This is a genomic window from Streptomyces sp. TOM-9, from assembly GCF_056858595.1.
This window is the reverse complement of sequence record NZ_JBXEQB010000001.1, coordinates 8259756-8276524: the sequence shown is the minus strand read 5'-3', so window position 1 is coordinate 8276524 and position 16769 is coordinate 8259756. Positions and strand designations below refer to the sequence as shown.

Sequence of the window (16769 nt, the reverse complement as noted above, 5' to 3'; positions counted from 1 at the left end):
CTGCGGGAGTTACTGCGGGAGTTCCCGTCCGCGGCGTGACACAGGCCACGTACGAAACAGTTTCGTTTCGATGAACTCCGAGCCTATGCTCAGACGAGTACGAAACCGTTTCGTTTAGGAGGGAGAGGGCCCATGCCCGCACCGGTCACCGCCCGACGCGGCAGCCGCCTCACCCCGGAACGCGAGGCCGCGGTCTACGCGAGCACCCTCGACCTGCTCCGCGAGGTCGGCTACGAGGCCCTGACCATGGACGCCGTCGCCGCCCGCTGCCACTGCAGCAAGGCCACCCTGTACCGCCAGTGGGGCGGCAAGGCCGAGCTGGTCGCCATGGCACTGCGGCACGAGAAGCCCGTCAGCGCCGGGGACGTCGACACCGGGAGCCTCCGCGGCGACCTGCGCGCCCTGCTGACCCTCGAGGACGACCGGCGGCTGGAGCGCGACTGCGCGCTCATGCGCGGTCTGGCCATGGCCCTGCACGCCCACCCCGACCTGCTGCACGCCCTGCGCGAGGTCATGGTCCAGCCGGAGCGCTCGGGCCTGGACACCCTGCTGCGGCGCGCCGTCGACCGCGGGGAGATCAGCGCGGACAACCCGGCGATCCCCTACCTCGTGCCGATGCTGCTGGGCGCCTTCGCCACCCGGCACGTGCTCGAGGGCCTCCCGCCCACCCAGAAGTACCTGCTGGCCTTCCTCGACGCGGTGATCCTGCCCGCGCTCGGCGTCCGCCCCCGACCTGTCCCCGCGCCCGCTCCCTGACGGCGCCCCTCCTCCGCCGACCCACGAACCCGACAGGGAGTACGCCCCCGTGGCCACATTCCTCTACCGGACCGGCCGGTTCGCCTTCCGGCGACGGCACTTCGTCGTCCTGATCTGGGTGGCGCTGCTCGCCCTCGCCGGTGTCGGCGCCGCCAACGCGCCCACCGCGGGCAGTTCCTCCTTCTCCGTGCCCGGCACCGAGTCCCAGAAGGCCTTCGACCTCCTCGACCAGCGCTTCCCCGGCACCGGCTCCGACGGCGCGACCGCCCGCGTGGTCTTCAAGGCCCCCGCCGGCGGGAAGATGACGCAGAGCGCCAACAAGAAGGCCGTCCGGCAGGTCGTGGACGAACTGCGGCAGGGCGCCGAGGTCGCCTCCGTCGACGACCCGTACACGGCCAAGGCCGTGAGCGAGGACCGGACCGTCGCCTACGTCCGCGTGGCGTACGAGGTCCCCGGCATGGAGCTGCGGGACTCCTCCCGCGAAGAACTGGAGACCGCCGCCGCGCACGCCCGCGACAGGGGGCTGACCGTGGAGATCGGCGGTGACGCGCTCCAGACGAGCCCGGAGACCGGGTCCACCGAGGTGATCGGCATCGCGGTCGCCGCCGTCGTCCTGGTGATCACCTTCGGTTCGCTGGTCTCCGCCGGCCTGCCCCTGGTCACGGCGCTGATCGGCGTCGGGATCGGCGTCAGTTCCATCACCGCGCTCGCCAGCGCCCTCGACCTGGGGTCCACCACCTCGATCCTGGCGATGATGATCGGCCTGGCGGTGGGCATCGACTACGCCCTGTTCATCGTGTCCCGTTTCCGCGCCGAGCTCGCCGAGGGGCGGCAGGGCGAGGAGGCGGCCGGCCGCGCCGTCGGCACCGCGGGCTCCGCCGTGGTCTTCGCCGGGCTGACCGTCGTGATCGCGCTGGTGGGGCTGTCGGTCGTCAACATCCCGATGCTGACGAAGATGGGCGTGGCCGCCGCCGGCACGGTCGTCATCGCCGTCCTCATCGCCCTCACCCTGGTGCCCGCCCTCATCGGCTTCGCCGGCCGGCGCGTCCGGCCGGCGGACGCCGGGGGCCTGTTCCGCCGCCGCGACGGGAACACGCACCACGCCCACCGCAGGGCCCGCACGGAGCGTCCCAACATGGGCACCCGCTGGGCCCGGTTCGTCATCCGGCGGCCCGTCGCCGTCCTGCTCGTCTGCGTCGCGGCGCTCGGTGCGGTGGCCGTGCCGGCCGCGTCGATCGAACTCGGCCTCGGCGACGACGGCTCCCAGCCCGTCTCGACGACCCAGCGCCGGGCGTACGACCTGCTGTCGGAGGGCTTCGGCCCCGGTTTCAACGGGCCGCTCGTCGTGGTCGCCGACGTCAAGGACGCCGACGACCCCCGGGGCGCGGTCCGGGAGGCCACCGCGGACATCAAGGGCCTCGACGACGTGGCGGCCGTGACCCCGGCGACGTTCAACAAGGCCGGGGACACCGCGATCATCAACGTCGTGCCCGCGTCCAAGCCGAGCAGCGCCGAGACCGAGGACCTGGTCAAGGCGATCCGCACCACGGGTGACGGGATCACCGAGCGCACCGGTGCCAAGGTCTCCGTCACCGGCACCACGGCGCTGAACATCGACACCTCGCAGAAGCTCACCGACGCGCTGCTGCCCTACCTGGCGCTCGTCGTCGGCCTCGCCTTCGTGCTGCTGATCGTCGTGTTCCGCTCGGTGCTCGTGCCGCTGAAGGCCGCCCTCGGCTTCCTGCTCTCGGTCGCCGCGGCCCTCGGCGCGGTCGTCGCGGTCTTCCAGTGGGGCTGGCTCGCCTCGCTCCTGGGCGTCGAGCAGACCGGTCCGATCATGTCGATGATGCCGATCTTCCTGGTGGGGGTGGTCTTCGGCCTCGCCATGGACTACGAGGTCTTCCTGGTCACCCGCATCCGCGAGGCCCACGTCCACGGCGAGCGGCCCGGTCAGGCCATCGTCACCGGGTTCCGGCACGGTGCCCGGGTGGTCACCGCCGCCGCGATCATCATGATCGCCGTCTTCGCCGGGTTCATCGGCTCCGGCGAGGCGATGATCAAGTCGATCGGGTTCGGCCTGGCGACCGCCGTCTTCTTCGACGCGTTCGTCGTGCGGATGGCCATCGTCCCCGCGGTGCTCGCGCTGCTGGGCCGCCGGGCCTGGTGGCTCCCGTCCTGGCTCGACCGGATCCTGCCGAACGTCGACGTCGAGGGCGAGGGGCTGCGCCCCGTGCCCGCCGCGGACGGGGCGGAACCGTCCGGTGGGGCAGCGGAACCGGAGCCGGCCCGCGCCTGACCCCACGCCCGACCCGCGCTCCCCCGGCCCCGCCGCGCCCCTGCGGCGGGGCCGGGGGCCTGGTGGGTAGCGTGGGACGCGGGCCCTGCGACCGCCGCAGGTGCCGTGAAGGGACGGCGCACGGTGCAGCAGGAATCGGCGGACTTCCCCGCCCTGGCCGCGCCCGGTGCAGGGGACCTGGCCGCGCTCGACGAACGGCTGACCGGCTGCCGGGCCTGCCCGCGGCTGGTCGCCTGGCGCGAGGAGACCGCCCGGGTCCGGCGCCGCGCCTACGCCGGATGGGAGTACTGGGCCCGTCCCGTGCCGGGCTTCGGCCCGCCGGACGCCGCGCTGGCCCTGGTCGGTCTGGCCCCCGCCGCGCACGGCGGCAACCGTACCGGCCGGATGTTCACCGGCGACCGATCGGGCGACGTGCTGTTCGAGGCGCTGCACGCCGTCGGCCTGGCCTCCCAGCCCACCTCCACGCAACGCGGCGACGGCCTGGAGCTGTACGGGGTACGGGTGACCTCGCCCGTCCACTGCGCGCCGCCCGCCAACAAGCCCACCACGCAGGAGCGGCTGACCTGCCGCCCGTGGCTGGTGCGCGAACTGGAACTGCTGCGGCCCACGCTGCGCGCGATCGTCGTCCTCGGCGCGTTCGGCTGGCAGGCGCTGCTGCCCGTGCTCGGCGGCGCCGGGTACCGGCTGCCGCGGCCGCTGCCCCGGTTCGGGCACGGCGCGCACGTGGAACTGGCGGCCCCCGCGGAAGGGGAGCCGCCGCTGCACCTGTTCGGCTGCTACCACGTCAGCCAGCAGAACACCTTCACCGGACGGCTCACCCCCGCCATGCTGCGCGAGGTCCTCGCGACGGCCGCCGCGCGTGCCGGGCTGCCCGTGACCCGCTGAGACTCAGCCCGCGGCGCGCACGATCGCGCCGGCGACCACGGGCAGCGAGTCCGGGTGGTCCGTCAGGAACAGGTTGGGCTCGATGAGCTCCAGCTCCATCACGCACGGGGTGCCGTCCTCGGCGTCGACGAGGTCCACCCGGGCGTAGAACAGCTCCGGCGTGCCCGGTACGGCGGCCAGCGCCCGCTCCGCGGCGGCCAGTTCGGCCTCGGTCGGGGTCCAGGGGCGCACCCCGGGGTGCGCGACCTTGCGCTGGTCGTAGCGCGTGTCCGGGGACAGCACGGCGTTCTTGGCGATGGCGTGCAGGAAGCGGCCGCCGAGGAAGACCAGCGCGCGCTCGCCGGTGGTGTCGATCCGCGGCATGTAGGGCTGGACCATCGCGGTGAGGCCCTCCTCGTGCATCCGCGCCACGTGCGCCCGCGCCTCCTCGTGCTGCCCGGAACGGTAGCGCGCGGCGTAGCGGGCGCCCGCGCCCGCCGCGGGTTTGACCACGAAATCCCGGTCGCCGGGCAGCCCGCCGGTGCCGCCGCCCGGCGGGAGGTAGCGGGTGGTGACCGCGGGCACGCCGAGCGAGGCCAGCTCGCCGAGGTAGCGCTTGTCGGAGTTCCAGCGCACGACCGCGGGCGGGTTGAACAGGGTGGTGGCGGCGCCGCAGCGGTCGGCCCAGGTCAGGAACTCCTCGGTGCGCACGGTGTAGTCCCACGTCGACCGTATGACCGCCAGGTCGAACCCGGCCCAGTCCACGTCCGGGTCGTCCCAGTGCACGATCACGGCCTCGGCGCCCGCCGCCGCGACGGCGTCCCGCAGCAGGGGCAGGTCGCGGTCGACGGTGCCCTCCGGAAGGTGCGCGGTGGTCACCAGGGCGATCCTCGGCTGCGGCACGGGGGCTCCTCGGGGTCGGGCGGAGATCTTGCCGTCCCGCAGGCTACCCGGGAGGAATCGCCGGTGGTCACGGGGCCTGCGGGCACGCCCGCGGCGGCCGTGCACAATGGCGGCATGCCCAAGTCCCGCCCCGGCCGCCGTTCCGCCCCGCGCCCCCACTCCCGTCCCGTGCCGCACTCCCCCGGCACGCCCTGCCCCTGCGGGCTGCCCGCCACGTACGGCGACTGCTGCGGCCGCTACCACTCCGGCCACGCCGCCGCCCCCACCGCCGAGGCCCTGATGCGCTCCCGCTACAGCGCCTACGCGGTACACGACGCGGCGTACGTATTGCGCACCTGGCACCCGGAGACCCGGCCCGCGGAGCTGGACCTCGACCACCACCTGCGCTGGGAGCGGCTGGAGATCCTCGCCACGACCGACGGCAGCGCCTTCCACAGCGAGGGCACCGTCGCCTTCCGCGCGCACTACAGCCTGCGCGGCGAGCACGACGCGATGCAGGAGAACAGCCGCTTCGTCCGCCACGACGGCGCCTGGGTCTACGTGGCGCCCCTGCCCTGAGCGCGTCGCGGCGAGGACGCACCGCGCGGGGAACCCCCGGTACCGAGGACCCCGGGCCTGACCGGACCCGTCCGCAGGCCCGAACCCTGGTTCGCGCACGCGCCGTCACCGCGGCAGCCCGCGGCCGACCGCCGGGGCTCATCGCCCGGGAGCCCCGGCGGCGTCCCCATCGCCTGCTTCCGTTCGGCGGTACCCGGCACCGAGGCCGCCCGCGCCGTCCCATCGGCCGGTACGCGATCGCACAAGCCGACGGGGCAAGCAGGCGGTCGACGTGCGGCATCACCGTCGCCGCCGCCGCGCCTCGCCGTGCCGGAACCCGTCCGTGCGATGGACTGCGGCTGACGCCGCGGAGGTTCACCGCTCCGGCGACGCAGCACCGTCACCGGTCCCGGCCACCCCTCGGCGTCGCTCCGGGAGACCCCGGTCGCCGCGACACCTCGCCGCGGCCGGACGCCTGGGCACGGTCCTGAAGCGCCGACCCACGCACGGACTTCGGGACGGCACCCGTGCCTCGCGCACCGGGCTCCTCAACGGCCCCCCAAAGGCCGCGGTTCACCGCTCCGGCGACGCAGCACCGTCACCGGCCCCGGCCACCCCTCGGCGTCGCTCCGGGAGACCCCGGTCGCCGCGACACCTCGCCGCGGCCGGACGCCTGGGCACGGTCCTGAAGCGCCGACCCACGCACGGACTTCGGGACGGCACCCGTGCCTCGCGCACCGGGCTCCTCAACGGCCCCCCAAAGGCCGCGGTTCACCGCTCCGGCGACGCAGCACCGTCACCGGTCCCGGGCACCCCTCGGCGTCGCTCCGGGAGACCCCGGTCGCCGCGACACCTCGCCGCGGCCGGGCGCCTGGGCACGGTCCTGGAGCGCCGACCCACGCACGGACTTCGGGACGGCACCCGTGCCTCGCGCACCGGGCGCCTCAACGGCCCCCCAAGGCCGCGGTTCACCGCTCCGGCGACGCAGCACCGTCACCGGCCCCGGGCACCCCTCGGCGTCGCTCCGCGCGCCATCGCCACGGCACGCATCCCGCCCGGCGACCACGGCCCGCAGTCTGGCGGTTCAGCACTCCGGGGGACCCTCGGCGCCGAGGGTCCCGCGCCCGCGGCAGCCCTGGCGGCGTCGCCATCGACTGCGGCCCACCGTCCGGCGGTTCCCCGCGCCGAGGCCGTCCTGCCGCCCCATGGGGCGGCACCATTGCCGGGGAACGGTCGCACACACCAAGCGGGGCAAGAAGGTGGTCGACGTGCGACGTCACTGCCACCGCCGCGGCACCTCGCCGTGCGAGAACGCCTCCGCGCGGCAGACTGCGGCCGACCCATCGCCTGAGCGCGGTCCCGGAGCGGCAACCCGGCGAGGGTCCACGTGACTTGCGACCACGCCGTCGCAGCACCGGCCGGCGGGAGGGTGGGGAGCGAGCGACCCGCACACGGGCTACGGTGGGGCGCCCGTGCCTCGCGGGCGGCGGGGTCACCGCTGCGGGGAACCTCCGGCACCCGGGCCGCGCGGCCGCACCAGGCCCGTCTCGTAGGCCAGCACCACCGCCTGGGCCCGGTCCCGCAGCGCGAGCTTCGCGAAGATGCGGGCGACGTGCGACTTCACCGTCGCCTCGCTCAGCGTCAGTTCCGCGGCCAGTTCGAGGTTGGACAGGCCACGGCCCAGCAGCGTGAGGACCTCCAGCTCACGGGGGGTCAGGACGGCGAGGTCGGTGTGGACCGAAGGCCCGTCCTGCGCGGCCGCGGCCCCGGAGGCGAAGCGTTCCACCAGCCTCCGTGTGATCGACGGCGCCAGCAGGGCGTCCCCCGTGTCGACCAGCCGTACGGCCGCCGCCAGGTGCTCCGGCGTGACGTCCTTGAGCAGGAAGCCGCTCGCCCCCAACGACAGCGCCGTGTAGACGTAGCGGTCCAGGTCGAAGGTGGTCAGGATGAGCACCCGGCACTGCGGGGTCCGCTCCAGGATGCGGCGGGTGGCCTCCAGGCCGTCCATGGCCGGCATGCGGATGTCCATCAGCACGACGTCCGGCCGCAGCCGGTGTGCCTCGGCGACCGCCTCCGCGCCGTCCGCGGCCTCGCCGACCACCGTAATGCCGCGCGCGGTGAGGATGAGCCGGAAGCCCGTCCTGATGAGGGTCTGGTCGTCGGCGATGAGCACGCGGGGGGCCGCGGGGGCCGCCCCGTCCGCGGCCGCCGTCACGGCCGGTCCAGCGGGATGCGTGCCCTGACCCGGTAACCGCCGCCGAGGCGGCGCCGGGCGTCCAGGTCTCCGCCGTACACCGCGACCCGTTCGCGCAGGCCCAGCAGACCGCGTCCGGTGCCCTCACGGCGGCGCGCCACGGTGCGGGCCGTCACGGACTGCGCGGACTGCGCGCTCCCGGCTCCGTTCAGCACGCTGGGGCCGGTGTTGAGCACCTCGACGCGCAGCGCGCGCTCCGCGTACCGCACCGTCACCTCCGCCTTCCCGCCGTCGCCGTGCCGCAGCGCGTTGGTCAGCGCCTCCTGGACGATGCGGTACGCCGTCACGTCGATGCCCTGCGGCAGGGGGCGCGGTTCGCCGGAGACGCGCACCTCGACGGGCAGCCCGGCGAAGGAGACCCGGTCGACGAGCGCCCCCAGCCGGTCCAGGCCGGGCTGCGGGGCCAGCGCCTCGACGCCCTCGTCGCCGGGCCCACCCGGAGCAGGCTCCCCACCCCCGGCGTCCTCGCCGTCCACTCCGTCCGCGGACGGCGCCAGCAGTCCCAGCAGGTGCCGGAGGTCGGTCATGGCGCCGCGCCCCGCGTCCTCGACCGCCCGGAGCGCCGCCGCGGCCTCGTCCGGCATGGTGCCCAGCACCTCACGCGCCGCCCCGGCCTGGACCACCATGAGGCTGACGTTGTGACTGACGATGTCGTGCAACTCCCGTGCGATCCGGTCCCGTTCGGCCGCCACCGCGGCGCGCGCCGCGCTCTCCCGCTCCCGCTCCAGTAGCCAGCCGCGTTCCCCCACGGCCGCCTGCCAGCGGCGCCGCGTGCGCACCAGGGCCACCGCCAGGCACACGGCGGCGAAGCACGCCACCCCCAGCGCCACGACCAGCACGTCCGGTTCCCCTCTCGCCACCGGATCACCTTCGCAGACGACCACCCCGGACGCATCAGCCCCTGGATGCAGGGTTCCTGCATCCCCAGGATGAGATCCCCGGCAATGTGCCATCCGGGGAGGGATGTCCGGGCCGCGCCGCGCCCCTAGCGTCCTGTGCATGGTCACTGAGGACAGCAGCGGGAAGACCGTCGTACGGCTCGACGGCGTACGCAAGGAATACGGCGAGACGACGGCCCTGAACGGCGTCACGCTGGAGATCCGCGCCGGGGAGGCGGTGGCGGTGATGGGCCCCTCGGGGTGCGGCAAGTCCACCCTGCTCAACATGATCGCCGGCCTGGACCGGCCCACGTCCGGCACGGTGCTGGTGCACGGCGAGGACGTGGGGAGGTTGAGCGAGCGGGGCCTCGCCCTGTACCGGCGGCGCCGCATCGGCATGATCTTCCAGTTCTTCAACCTCGTCGACGACCTGTCCGCGCTGGACAACGTCGCGCTCGCCGCCCAGTTGACCGGCACCCCCGCCCGGCCGGCCCGCCGCCGCGCCCTGGAACTCTTCGAGGAACTCGGCATCGCGGACCGCGCGAACGCCTATCCGGCCGTGCTGAGCGGCGGCGAACGGCAACGCGTCGCCGTGGCACGCGCCTTGATGAACCGGCCCGCCCTCCTGCTCGCCGACGAGCCGACCGGCGCCCTGGACAGCCGCGCGGGCGAGCAGGTGATGGACCTGCTCCTCGACCTCAACCAGATCGGGCAGACGCTCGTCCTGGTCACGCACGACGAGCACCTCGCGCGCCGCTGCGCCAGCCGCCTGGTCACCCTCGCCGACGGCCGGGTGACCGGGCAGCACACCCTGGAGCCGTCCGCATGAGGGCGGTGTGGCGGGCCGCGCGGGCGGCCGTACGGCGGCGCAGGCTCCAGACCCTCGTCATCGCGCTGGTCACCCTGACCTCGACGGGGGCGATCGTCGTCGCGCTCGGACTGGTCGACGCGGCCTCCGCACCCTTCGACAAGGCCTTCGGCAAGCAGCACGGACCCCATGTCGTCGCCGCGTTCGACCGGTCCAGGACCTCGGACGCCCAACTGGCGCAGGCGGCGCGGGAACCCGGCGTCGAGGCCGTCGGCGGACCGTTCCCGCAGGCCACGGTCGAGCTGCCGCGGGACACCGCCAAGTACGGGGTCTTCGGCGAGGTCACCGTCGTAGGCCGGGCGGAGCCGGGCGGGGCGGTGGACCGGCTGGACCTCTGGGCGGGCCGCTGGGCGACGGCGCCCGGCGAGGTGGTCCTCAACCGGCAGCCGGACTGGACCGACGACGACCTGGGCAAACGCATCCCGGTCCCCTCCGGTCCCACGCTCACCATCGTGGGCTTCGCCTTCGACCTGAGCCGCACCGCGGACGCCTGGGTGGCGCCCGCCCAGATCGACGCGCTGCACCCGGCCACCACGCAGCTGCTCCTCCGCTTCTCCGACGCCTCGTCGGACGCCCGGCTCCGCGAACAGCTCGGGACGGTGACCGCACGGCTCCCGCAGGGCGCGCTCGCCGGTTCCGAGTCGTACCTCACGCTCAAGCACCGGATCGGCGGGGCGGCGCGAGCGTACGCGCCCTACCTGATGGCCTTCGGCATCCTCGGCATCGTCGTGTCCGTGCTGATCGTGGCCAACGTGGTGAGCGGCGCGGTCATCTCCGGCTTCCGGCACATCGGCATTCTCAAGGCCCTGGGGTTCACACCGGGACAGGTGCTCGCCGTGTACCTGGTGATGGTGACCGCGCCCGCGGTCCTGGGCTGCGCCGCCGGCGTGGTCGCCGGGAACCTGCTGGCGGGGCCCTTCTTCGAGTTCACGTTCACCGGGCCCGACGCGGGCGTGTTCCACGACAGCGTCGGCATCGCGCCCTGGGTGAACGTGCTCGCCCTGCTCGGCATGCCGGCCGTCTGCGTCCTCGCCGCGCTGGCCCCCTCGCTGCGCGCGCACCGGCTCTCCGCGGCGCGGGCGATCAGCGCGGGTACCGCCCCGCGGACGGGGCGCGCCCTGGGCGTCCAGCGACGCCTGGCCGGCAGCCGGCTGCCGCGTTCGGTGAGCCTCGGCATGGGGCTGCCGTTCGCCCGGCCCGGCCGCAGCGCCCTCACGGTGGCCGCGGTGGTCCTGGGCGTGACCACGGTGACGTTCGCGTCCGGCCTGGCCACGACGATGACCCGGTTCGGCAACGCGGGCCGGGACGCGTACCAGGTCACCGTGTACGCGAGCAACGTGCGGCACGGCGAGGTCGTCGACCCGGAACACACGGACCCCGAACTCGACTCCCTGCTCCGCTCGTTGCCCGGAGTCGCCGGGATCACCGCCCGGGGGGACGTGGACGTGACGGTCGCCGGTTCCACGCGCAAGGCCATGCTCGAGGGCCGCCGCGGCGACGGGCCCGAACTGGGCGGCGTGCTCACCGAGGGCCGCTGGATGCGGCGGGCCGGAGAAGTCGTCGCGGGAACGGCCTGGCTCCGGCAGTCCGGACTGCGCGTCGGCGACGCCGTGCGGCTGCGGAAGGGCGACCGGAGCGAGGAGGTGACCGTCGTCGGCGCGTTCATGGAGAGCGACGGCCAACTGCTTGTCGCCGACTGGCCGACGTTCACGGCGCTCGCTCCCGGGGAAAAGCCCATCGCCTACCACGTCAAGCTCCGCGACGGCACCGACCCGGCCGCCTACGCCCGCGCGGCCGCGGCCGCCGACCCGGGCGTCAGCCCGGCCGTCACGGGCCCGAACGCCATCACCCAGACCGTCGTCGGCTCCGCCTCGGTGCTCACCGCGATGCTGGCCGTCGTCGCGTCGCTCGGCGTCTTCAACACGGTCGTCCTCAACACCCGCGACCGGCGCCGCGACCTGGGCATGCTCAAGTCCATCGGGATGACCCCGCGGCAGGTCACGGTGATGATGACGACCTCCATGGCCGCCCTCGGTGCCCTCGGCTCCGCACTCGGCGTCCCCCTGGGCATCTGGGGTTACCGGCAGGTCGTCCCGCGCATGGTGGACGCGGTCGACCTGACCCTCCCCCCGTACATGACGGACGTCTGGCACCCCCCGGCCCTGACCGCCCTCGCCGTGACGGGCATCGCCATCGCGGTCCTCGGCGCCTACCTCCCCGCCCGCCGCGCGGCCCGCCTGACCATCGCGCAGGTCCTCCACAACGAGTGACGGCGCGCCCGCGCCGTGCCCCACGCCCACCCGGCGACCGCACAAGGTGCCCCGGCGACGGCGGTTCCTGACGCCGCCCCGGGGCGCGAGCCCAGGGACCAGGCGTTGGCGGATCCGAGGCATACCCCAAGCCGAGGCCGTGGCCCGCCCGGCGATGCCGGCCACCGGTACCGTGCGGGCGCCGACGGGCACTTCCGCGAGGGGCGGGGTTCGCGGGATCCTGCGCGGGACCGGGCGACGGTGGTCTTGGGGGTGGGGCGGTGCGGCGAGGCTGGGTGCTCGCGCTTATGGCACTGGCGTCGGGCGTGGTGTCGGTGGCCCTGGCCGTCGCGGTGAACGTCGCCACGGGAGGCGTCCTGCCGCCCGCGCTCCGCCCCTTGGCCGTCTGGGCCTGGCCCGCGGTCGGCGCGGGTGCGGTCGCCGCGGCCGGGCTGGCCCTGTGGCAGCAGCATCTGCAACTCCCCGCGGCGCCGTCCACGGCGGTCGCAACGGATCCGGCCCCGCGCCTCAACCCCGCGCAACTGCCGCCCGAGGTGGCCGACTTCACCGGGAGGGAGGCCGACGAGGCGGCGCTGCGATCCGCGATCGCGGGCGGCGCCCGGGTGGTGGCGATCGCCGGCCCGCCGGGAGTCGGCAAGTCGACATTGGCCAACCGGCTGGCGCACCTGCTGCGCGCGGCGTACCCGGACGGCCAGCTGTACGTGAACCTCGGTGCGGGGCGCGGCGATCCGATGAGCCCGGACGAGGCGCTCGCCCGGTTCCTGGCCGCCCTCGGCGACGCCGAACCGGCCCCGTACGGCGATACCGAAGCCCTGACGGCGCGCTACCGCACCCTGGCGGCGGACCGCGGGCTGCTGGTCGTCCTGGACGACGCCCAGGACGCCGCCCAGGTACGGCCGTTGCTGCCCGCGGGCCCGCGGTGTGCGGCGATCGTGACCAGCCGCCCGCTGCCGGCCGATCTGCCCGAGGCGGTCGCGTTCGAGCTCGCGCCACTCGGCACCGCCGAGGCCCTGGTACTGCTGGCGCGCGTCAGCGGATCGGACGGCGGCGCGGCCGACGCGGAGGCCGCCACGGCGGTGGTCCGGGCCTGCGGGGGGCTGCCGCTGGCGATCCGGGTGGCGGGCGCGCGCGCCGCCCGGTCCCGGCTGGCGGTGGCCGAACTCGCCCGGCGGCTGGAGGACGAACGGACCCGGCTGGACGAACTCCACTTCCGCGCCTGGGCCGTCCGCGCCACGCTCGGCACCGCCTACGAGGACCTGGCCCCGCGGGACCGCCGCCTGCTGCGGCGGCTCGGCGCCTTCCCGGGCGGGGAGTTCCCCGTGGGGGCGGCGGCCGCGCTGGCCGGGACGGGCGGGTCCGAGGCGCGTGACGGGGTCGACCGCCTGGTGGACGCCCAACTCGTGGAGGGCTCGGGCGGGGAGCGGTACCGCCTGCACGACCTGATCCGGCTCTTCGCCCGCGAACGGCTCGCGGCGGAGGAACCACCGGGCTCCGCGGACCGCATCACCGAACGCCTCCTGGACTGGTACGCGGCCGCAGCCGGGGACCACCCGCCCCGCTGGATCGCGGACGAGGCGGCCAACCTCGCCGCGGTCGCCCGGCAGGGCGCGGCGGCCGGCGCCCACGAGCGCGTGTTCCGGCTGGCCGAGGCCGCCGAGCACGGCTGGCACCTGCAGCACTACCACGCGCAGCGGCTGCGGGTCTGGCGGGCGGCCGAGGATGCCGGACGGGCGGCCGGCGACGCGCGCATCACCGCGCGCGCCGCCTTGGTCATCGGCTCCATCCACGGTGCGGACGGCAACCTGGAGCAGGCGGCGCCCCTGCTGCGGGAGGCGGCGGAGCTGGCGGGCCGGACCGGCGACACCAAGTGGGAGGCGGACGCGCACCGCCACCTCGGGGACGTACTGCGGCAGACGGGCGGAACCGCCGGGGCCCTGCACCACCTGCGCCGTGCGCGGGATCTGTACCGCGGGCTCGGCATGCCCCCCGAGGAGTCCGACGCACTCGGGAAACTGGCCACGGTGCACCTGGTGCGGTGGGAGTTCGACGCGGCCGCGCGGGAAGCGGAGCGGGCGCTGTCGCTGCTGGCGGACGGCGTGGGCTCCTCACCCGCGTACGCCCAGCTGCGCGGGCTGGCCGCGGCCGCGTACCTGCGGCAGGGCCGGGTCGCCGAGGCCCGGGCCGCGGCGGAGGAGGCTGTGGCGGTCCACCGTCGCGCCGGCAACCGGCTGGGCGAAGCGTACGGTCTGGGCGGCCTGGGCCTGGTGGCCCGCGAGGAGGGGGACACGGCGACCGCGCTGGCCTGCCACCGTACGGCCTTGCGCCTGTTCGAGGAGCTGGGCAACGCGCCGGGGACCGCCTACGCCCGCGGGGACCTCGGCGGCCTGCTCGTCCTGCTGGGCGATCCCGCCGCGGCGGTCCGGGAGTTCGAGGCCGCCCTCACGGTGCTGAGCGGTCTGCGCCATCCCGTGGCGGAGGGGCTGTGCCGGCTGCACCTGGCCGAGGCGCTGGCCCTCGCGGGTGACCGCGTGGCCGCCGCCCGGGAGCAGCGTTCCGGCGAGGCGCTGCTCGCCGGAACGGACGGCTGGCCGCAGCTCGACGAGGCACGCGCGCGCCTCACCGCCCTCGGCCTCCCGGCCACCGCCACGGGCTGACCACCCACCGCCCCGTCTCAGCGCGTGCCGCGCAGCCGCTCCATGTCCCGCCGGTCCCGCTTGGTCGGCCGGCCCGTGCCACGGTCACGGAGGACGGGGGCCGGCACCTGTTCTGGGGTGGGCGGCGGAGGGCTGTTGTCGACGAAGCACTCCGCGGCGACGGCCGCGCCGACCCGCTTCCGCACCAGGCGTGTGACGACGACGATCCGCTCGTGCCCCGCACCGCGCAGCCGCACCTCGTCACCGGGGCGGACCGCGTGCGCGGGCTTGACGCGCTCGCCGTTGACCCGCACGTGCCCGGCACGGCACGCGGTGGCGGCCATGGAGCGCGTCTTGGTGAGCCGTACGGACCAGATCCAGGCGTCGACCCGCACGGGGCCTTCGTCGTCAGCCATGTCACGACCCTAGCGCGCCCGGTTCCCGGAACGCGGCGTCCGGTATGCGCTCTTGACGGAAGGCCCCGCGACCCACAGGATGCGCCCAGGCATGCACACGTCAAGTATGCCTCCGTACCGCCCGCACAGTCCCGCGCAACTCCATCCCCCACACACCGGAGTGACCTGTGCCCGCATTCAAGATCGTCGCGGCCGGGGCCGCCACCGCGCTCGCCGCGGCCCTGCTCACCGCCTCCGCGACACCCGCGTCGGCGACACCCGCCTCCGCACGGCCCGCCGCCCTCGCGGCAGCCCCCGACATCCCGGTGGCGAACGTCAAGGCGCACCTGAGCCAGCTGCAGTCGATCGCCACCGCCAACGGCGGCAACCGTGCCCACGGCAGAGCCGGGTACCGGGCCTCGATCGACTACGTGAAGGCCAAGCTGGACGCCGCCGGCTACACCACCACGCTCCAGCAGTTCACCTCCAGCGGCGCCACCGGCTGGAACCTGGTCGCCGACTGGCCCGGCGGCGACACCAACCACGTGATCATGGCGGGGGCGCACCTCGACTCGGTCACCGCGGGGCCCGGCATCAACGACAACGGCTCGGGTTCCGCCGCGGTCCTGGAGACCGCCCTGGCCGTCGCACGCGAGAACCTGCAGCCCACGAAGCACCTGCGGTTCGGCTGGTGGGGCGCCGAGGAGCTGGGCATGATCGGCTCCAAGGCGTACGTCAACGGCCTGGCCACCACCGACCGGGCCAAGATCGACGGCTACCTGAACTTCGACATGATCGGCTCGCCCAACCCCGGCTACTTCGTCTACGACGACAACGCCGCACTGGAGAAGGTCTTCAAGGACTTCTTCACCGCCAAGGGGATCGCGACCGAGATCGAGACCGAGGGCGACGGCCGCTCCGACCACGCGCCCTTCAAGAACGCGGGCATCCCGGTCGGCGGGCTGTTCTCCGGCGCCGACTACACCAAGACCTCGGCACAGGCGCAGAAGTGGGGCGGCACGGCCGGGCAGGCCTTCGACCGCTGCTACCACTCCTCCTGCGACACGGCGTCGAACATCAACGACACCGCGCTGGACAACAACAGCGACGCGATCGCCAACGCGATCTGGACCCTGGGCACCGCCACCGTTCCCCCGCCCGGCACGGTCTTCGAGAACACCGCGGACGTCAGCGTCCCCGACAACGGCGCGGCCGTGACGTCCTCGATCACCGTCAGCGGCGTCAGCGGCAACGCCCCGGCGGCCCTCGCGGTCGGCGTGGACATCCGGCACACCTGGCGCGGCGATCTCGTCGTGGACCTGGTCGCCCCGGACGGGAGCAGCTACCGGCTGAAGAACTCCAGCAGCAGCGACTCCGCGGACAACGTCATCGCCACGTACACGGTCAACGCGTCGAGCGAGGTCGCAGGCGGCACGTGGAAGCTGCGCGTGCAGGACGTGGCCTCCCAGGACACCGGCTACATCAACAGCTGGAAGCTGACGTTCTAGCCGCCCGCGCCCGTGGTGGCCCCCGCCCTCGCGCGGGGGCCGACCACGCCGGCCGCGACGGAACGTGACCCAGCCCTCGCTCTACGCGCCGGGCGCGCAGGGCGCCCGCTGCGGGTACCCGGTCGCCGTCCTACGCTGAAGGGGGGCGCGGCTTGCGGTGCCGGACGCACCGTGCCGGGCCTCCTGCGAGAGGAGAACCGCTGATGAGCAGTCATCACACCAATTCCCACGTCGACGTCCTCCTCACCGGCTGCGAGCGCCAGGACGCCGGAGCCGTGCTCGGCGCGTTGGAGGCCGCCTTCCCGACACGTCCCGGCGAGTCGCTCACCGAGGCCGTGGAGCCCCGCCCCGGGTCCTCCCACCCGACCGTGTGGGCCGCCTCCGTCGACACCCGCAGCCACGGCCACGAACTCGGCCCCGTCCACCTCGACGGCTCCCTGACCGCGGACCTCTCCGGCGGGCCCCGTCACGTACGCGAGGTCAAGAAGGTGCTCGGCGACTCCTTCCGCCTCGAGGAGCAGGGATCGGTCTCCGGCGACCAGGAGGTCGAGCTCCGTCTCCGCCTCACGGAGCTCCCCGACGGCCGCTGAGCCGGACGGCGTCCCCG

13 protein-coding genes are annotated in these 16769 nt (G+C 74.9%); 9 read left to right on the top strand and 4 right to left on the bottom strand.

Annotation, left to right across the window (positions count from 1 at the left end; all coding sequences use genetic code 11):
• Window positions 1-132: 132 nt before the first annotated feature.
• From AC1VWI_RS38100 to AC1VWI_RS38090, 3 genes are all read left to right on the top strand, one after another.
• Entirely contained in the window at window positions 133-756 is a 624-nt protein-coding gene (locus AC1VWI_RS38100; RefSeq protein ID WP_499515593.1) for a TetR/AcrR family transcriptional regulator, read from the top strand.
• 49 nt (window positions 757-805) lie between these two features.
• Entirely contained in the window at window positions 806-3052 is a 2247-nt protein-coding gene (locus AC1VWI_RS38095) for an MMPL family transporter (protein WP_499515592.1), read from the top strand.
• Window positions 3053-3175: 123 nt separating this feature from the next.
• Entirely contained in the window at window positions 3176-3937 is a 762-nt protein-coding gene (locus AC1VWI_RS38090; RefSeq protein ID WP_499515591.1) for a uracil-DNA glycosylase, read from the top strand.
• A gap of 3 nt (window positions 3938-3940) precedes the next feature.
• On the opposite strand, the gene AC1VWI_RS38085 is transcribed toward AC1VWI_RS38090, so the two are convergent.
• Window positions 3941-4819, bottom strand: a complete 879-nt coding sequence (locus AC1VWI_RS38085; RefSeq protein WP_499515590.1) for a DcsG N-terminal domain-containing protein — start codon at window positions 4817-4819, stop codon at window positions 3941-3943.
• Window positions 4820-4933: 114 nt separating this feature from the next.
• On the opposite strand from AC1VWI_RS38085, the gene AC1VWI_RS38080 reads away from it, so the two are divergent.
• Window positions 4934-5377: a YchJ family protein gene (locus AC1VWI_RS38080; RefSeq protein WP_499515589.1), complete on the top strand. Its 444-nt coding sequence runs from the start codon at window positions 4934-4936 to the stop codon at window positions 5375-5377.
• 1471 nt (window positions 5378-6848) lie between these two features.
• On the opposite strand, the gene AC1VWI_RS38075 is transcribed toward AC1VWI_RS38080, so the two are convergent.
• Window positions 6849-7571 (bottom strand): response regulator, encoded by a 723-nt coding sequence (locus tag AC1VWI_RS38075; RefSeq protein WP_499515588.1) that lies wholly within the window; start codon window positions 7569-7571, stop codon window positions 6849-6851.
• Window positions 7568-8470, bottom strand: coding sequence for a sensor histidine kinase (locus AC1VWI_RS38070; protein ID WP_499515587.1), 903 nt, complete (start codon window positions 8468-8470; stop codon window positions 7568-7570). The genes AC1VWI_RS38075 and AC1VWI_RS38070 overlap by 4 nt, the downstream gene beginning before the upstream one ends.
• A 139-nt stretch (window positions 8471-8609) precedes the next feature.
• Between AC1VWI_RS38070 and AC1VWI_RS38065 the strand changes: the two genes are divergently transcribed.
• The 3 genes from AC1VWI_RS38065 to AC1VWI_RS38055 all read left to right on the top strand — a co-directional run bounded on the left by AC1VWI_RS38065 (window position 8610) and on the right by AC1VWI_RS38055 (window position 14280).
• Entirely contained in the window at window positions 8610-9317 is a 708-nt protein-coding gene (locus AC1VWI_RS38065; RefSeq protein WP_499515586.1) for an ABC transporter ATP-binding protein, read from the top strand.
• Entirely contained in the window at window positions 9314-11626 is a 2313-nt protein-coding gene (locus AC1VWI_RS38060; protein ID WP_499515585.1) for an ABC transporter permease, read from the top strand. The genes AC1VWI_RS38065 and AC1VWI_RS38060 overlap by 4 nt, the downstream gene beginning before the upstream one ends.
• A 287-nt stretch (window positions 11627-11913) precedes the next feature.
• On the top strand, window positions 11914-14280 hold the full coding sequence (locus tag AC1VWI_RS38055) for an ATP-binding protein (RefSeq protein ID WP_499515584.1): 2367 nt from the start codon (window positions 11914-11916) through the stop codon (window positions 14278-14280).
• A 17-nt stretch (window positions 14281-14297) separates the two neighbouring features.
• Here AC1VWI_RS38055 and AC1VWI_RS38050 read toward each other — a convergent pair whose 3' ends face one another.
• The gene (locus AC1VWI_RS38050) at window positions 14298-14675 is read right to left on the bottom strand and encodes an RNA-binding S4 domain-containing protein (protein ID WP_499515583.1); all 378 of its coding nucleotides are present in this window, start codon (window positions 14673-14675) and stop codon (window positions 14298-14300) included.
• A 167-nt stretch (window positions 14676-14842) separates the two neighbouring features.
• Between AC1VWI_RS38050 and AC1VWI_RS38045 the strand changes: the two genes are divergently transcribed.
• Together AC1VWI_RS38045 and AC1VWI_RS38040 are read left to right on the top strand one after the other, a co-directional pair.
• Complete coding sequence (locus AC1VWI_RS38045) at window positions 14843-16162, top strand: M28 family metallopeptidase (protein WP_499515582.1); 1320 nt, start codon at window positions 14843-14845, stop codon at window positions 16160-16162.
• 203 nt (window positions 16163-16365) lie between these two features.
• Complete coding sequence (locus AC1VWI_RS38040) at window positions 16366-16752, top strand: hypothetical protein (RefSeq protein ID WP_499515581.1); 387 nt, start codon at window positions 16366-16368, stop codon at window positions 16750-16752.
• Window positions 16753-16769 lie beyond the last annotated feature (17 nt).

Coding starts and splice junctions, on each gene's coding strand:
- AC1VWI_RS38100 (WP_499515593.1), top strand. CDS start 133: ATGCCCGCACCGGTCACCGCCCGACGCGGCAGCCGCCTCACCCCGGAA.
- AC1VWI_RS38080 (WP_499515589.1), top strand. CDS start 4,934: ATGCCCAAGTCCCGCCCCGGCCGCCGTTCCGCCCCGCGCCCCCACTCC.
- AC1VWI_RS38065 (WP_499515586.1), top strand. CDS start 8,610: ATGGTCACTGAGGACAGCAGCGGGAAGACCGTCGTACGGCTCGACGGC.
- AC1VWI_RS38060 (WP_499515585.1), top strand. CDS start 9,314: ATGAGGGCGGTGTGGCGGGCCGCGCGGGCGGCCGTACGGCGGCGCAGG.
- AC1VWI_RS38055 (WP_499515584.1), top strand. CDS start 11,914: ATGGCACTGGCGTCGGGCGTGGTGTCGGTGGCCCTGGCCGTCGCGGTG.
- AC1VWI_RS38050 (WP_499515583.1), bottom strand. CDS start 14,675: ATGGCTGACGACGAAGGCCCCGTGCGGGTCGACGCCTGGATCTGGTCC.
- AC1VWI_RS38040 (WP_499515581.1), top strand. CDS start 16,366: ATGAGCAGTCATCACACCAATTCCCACGTCGACGTCCTCCTCACCGGC.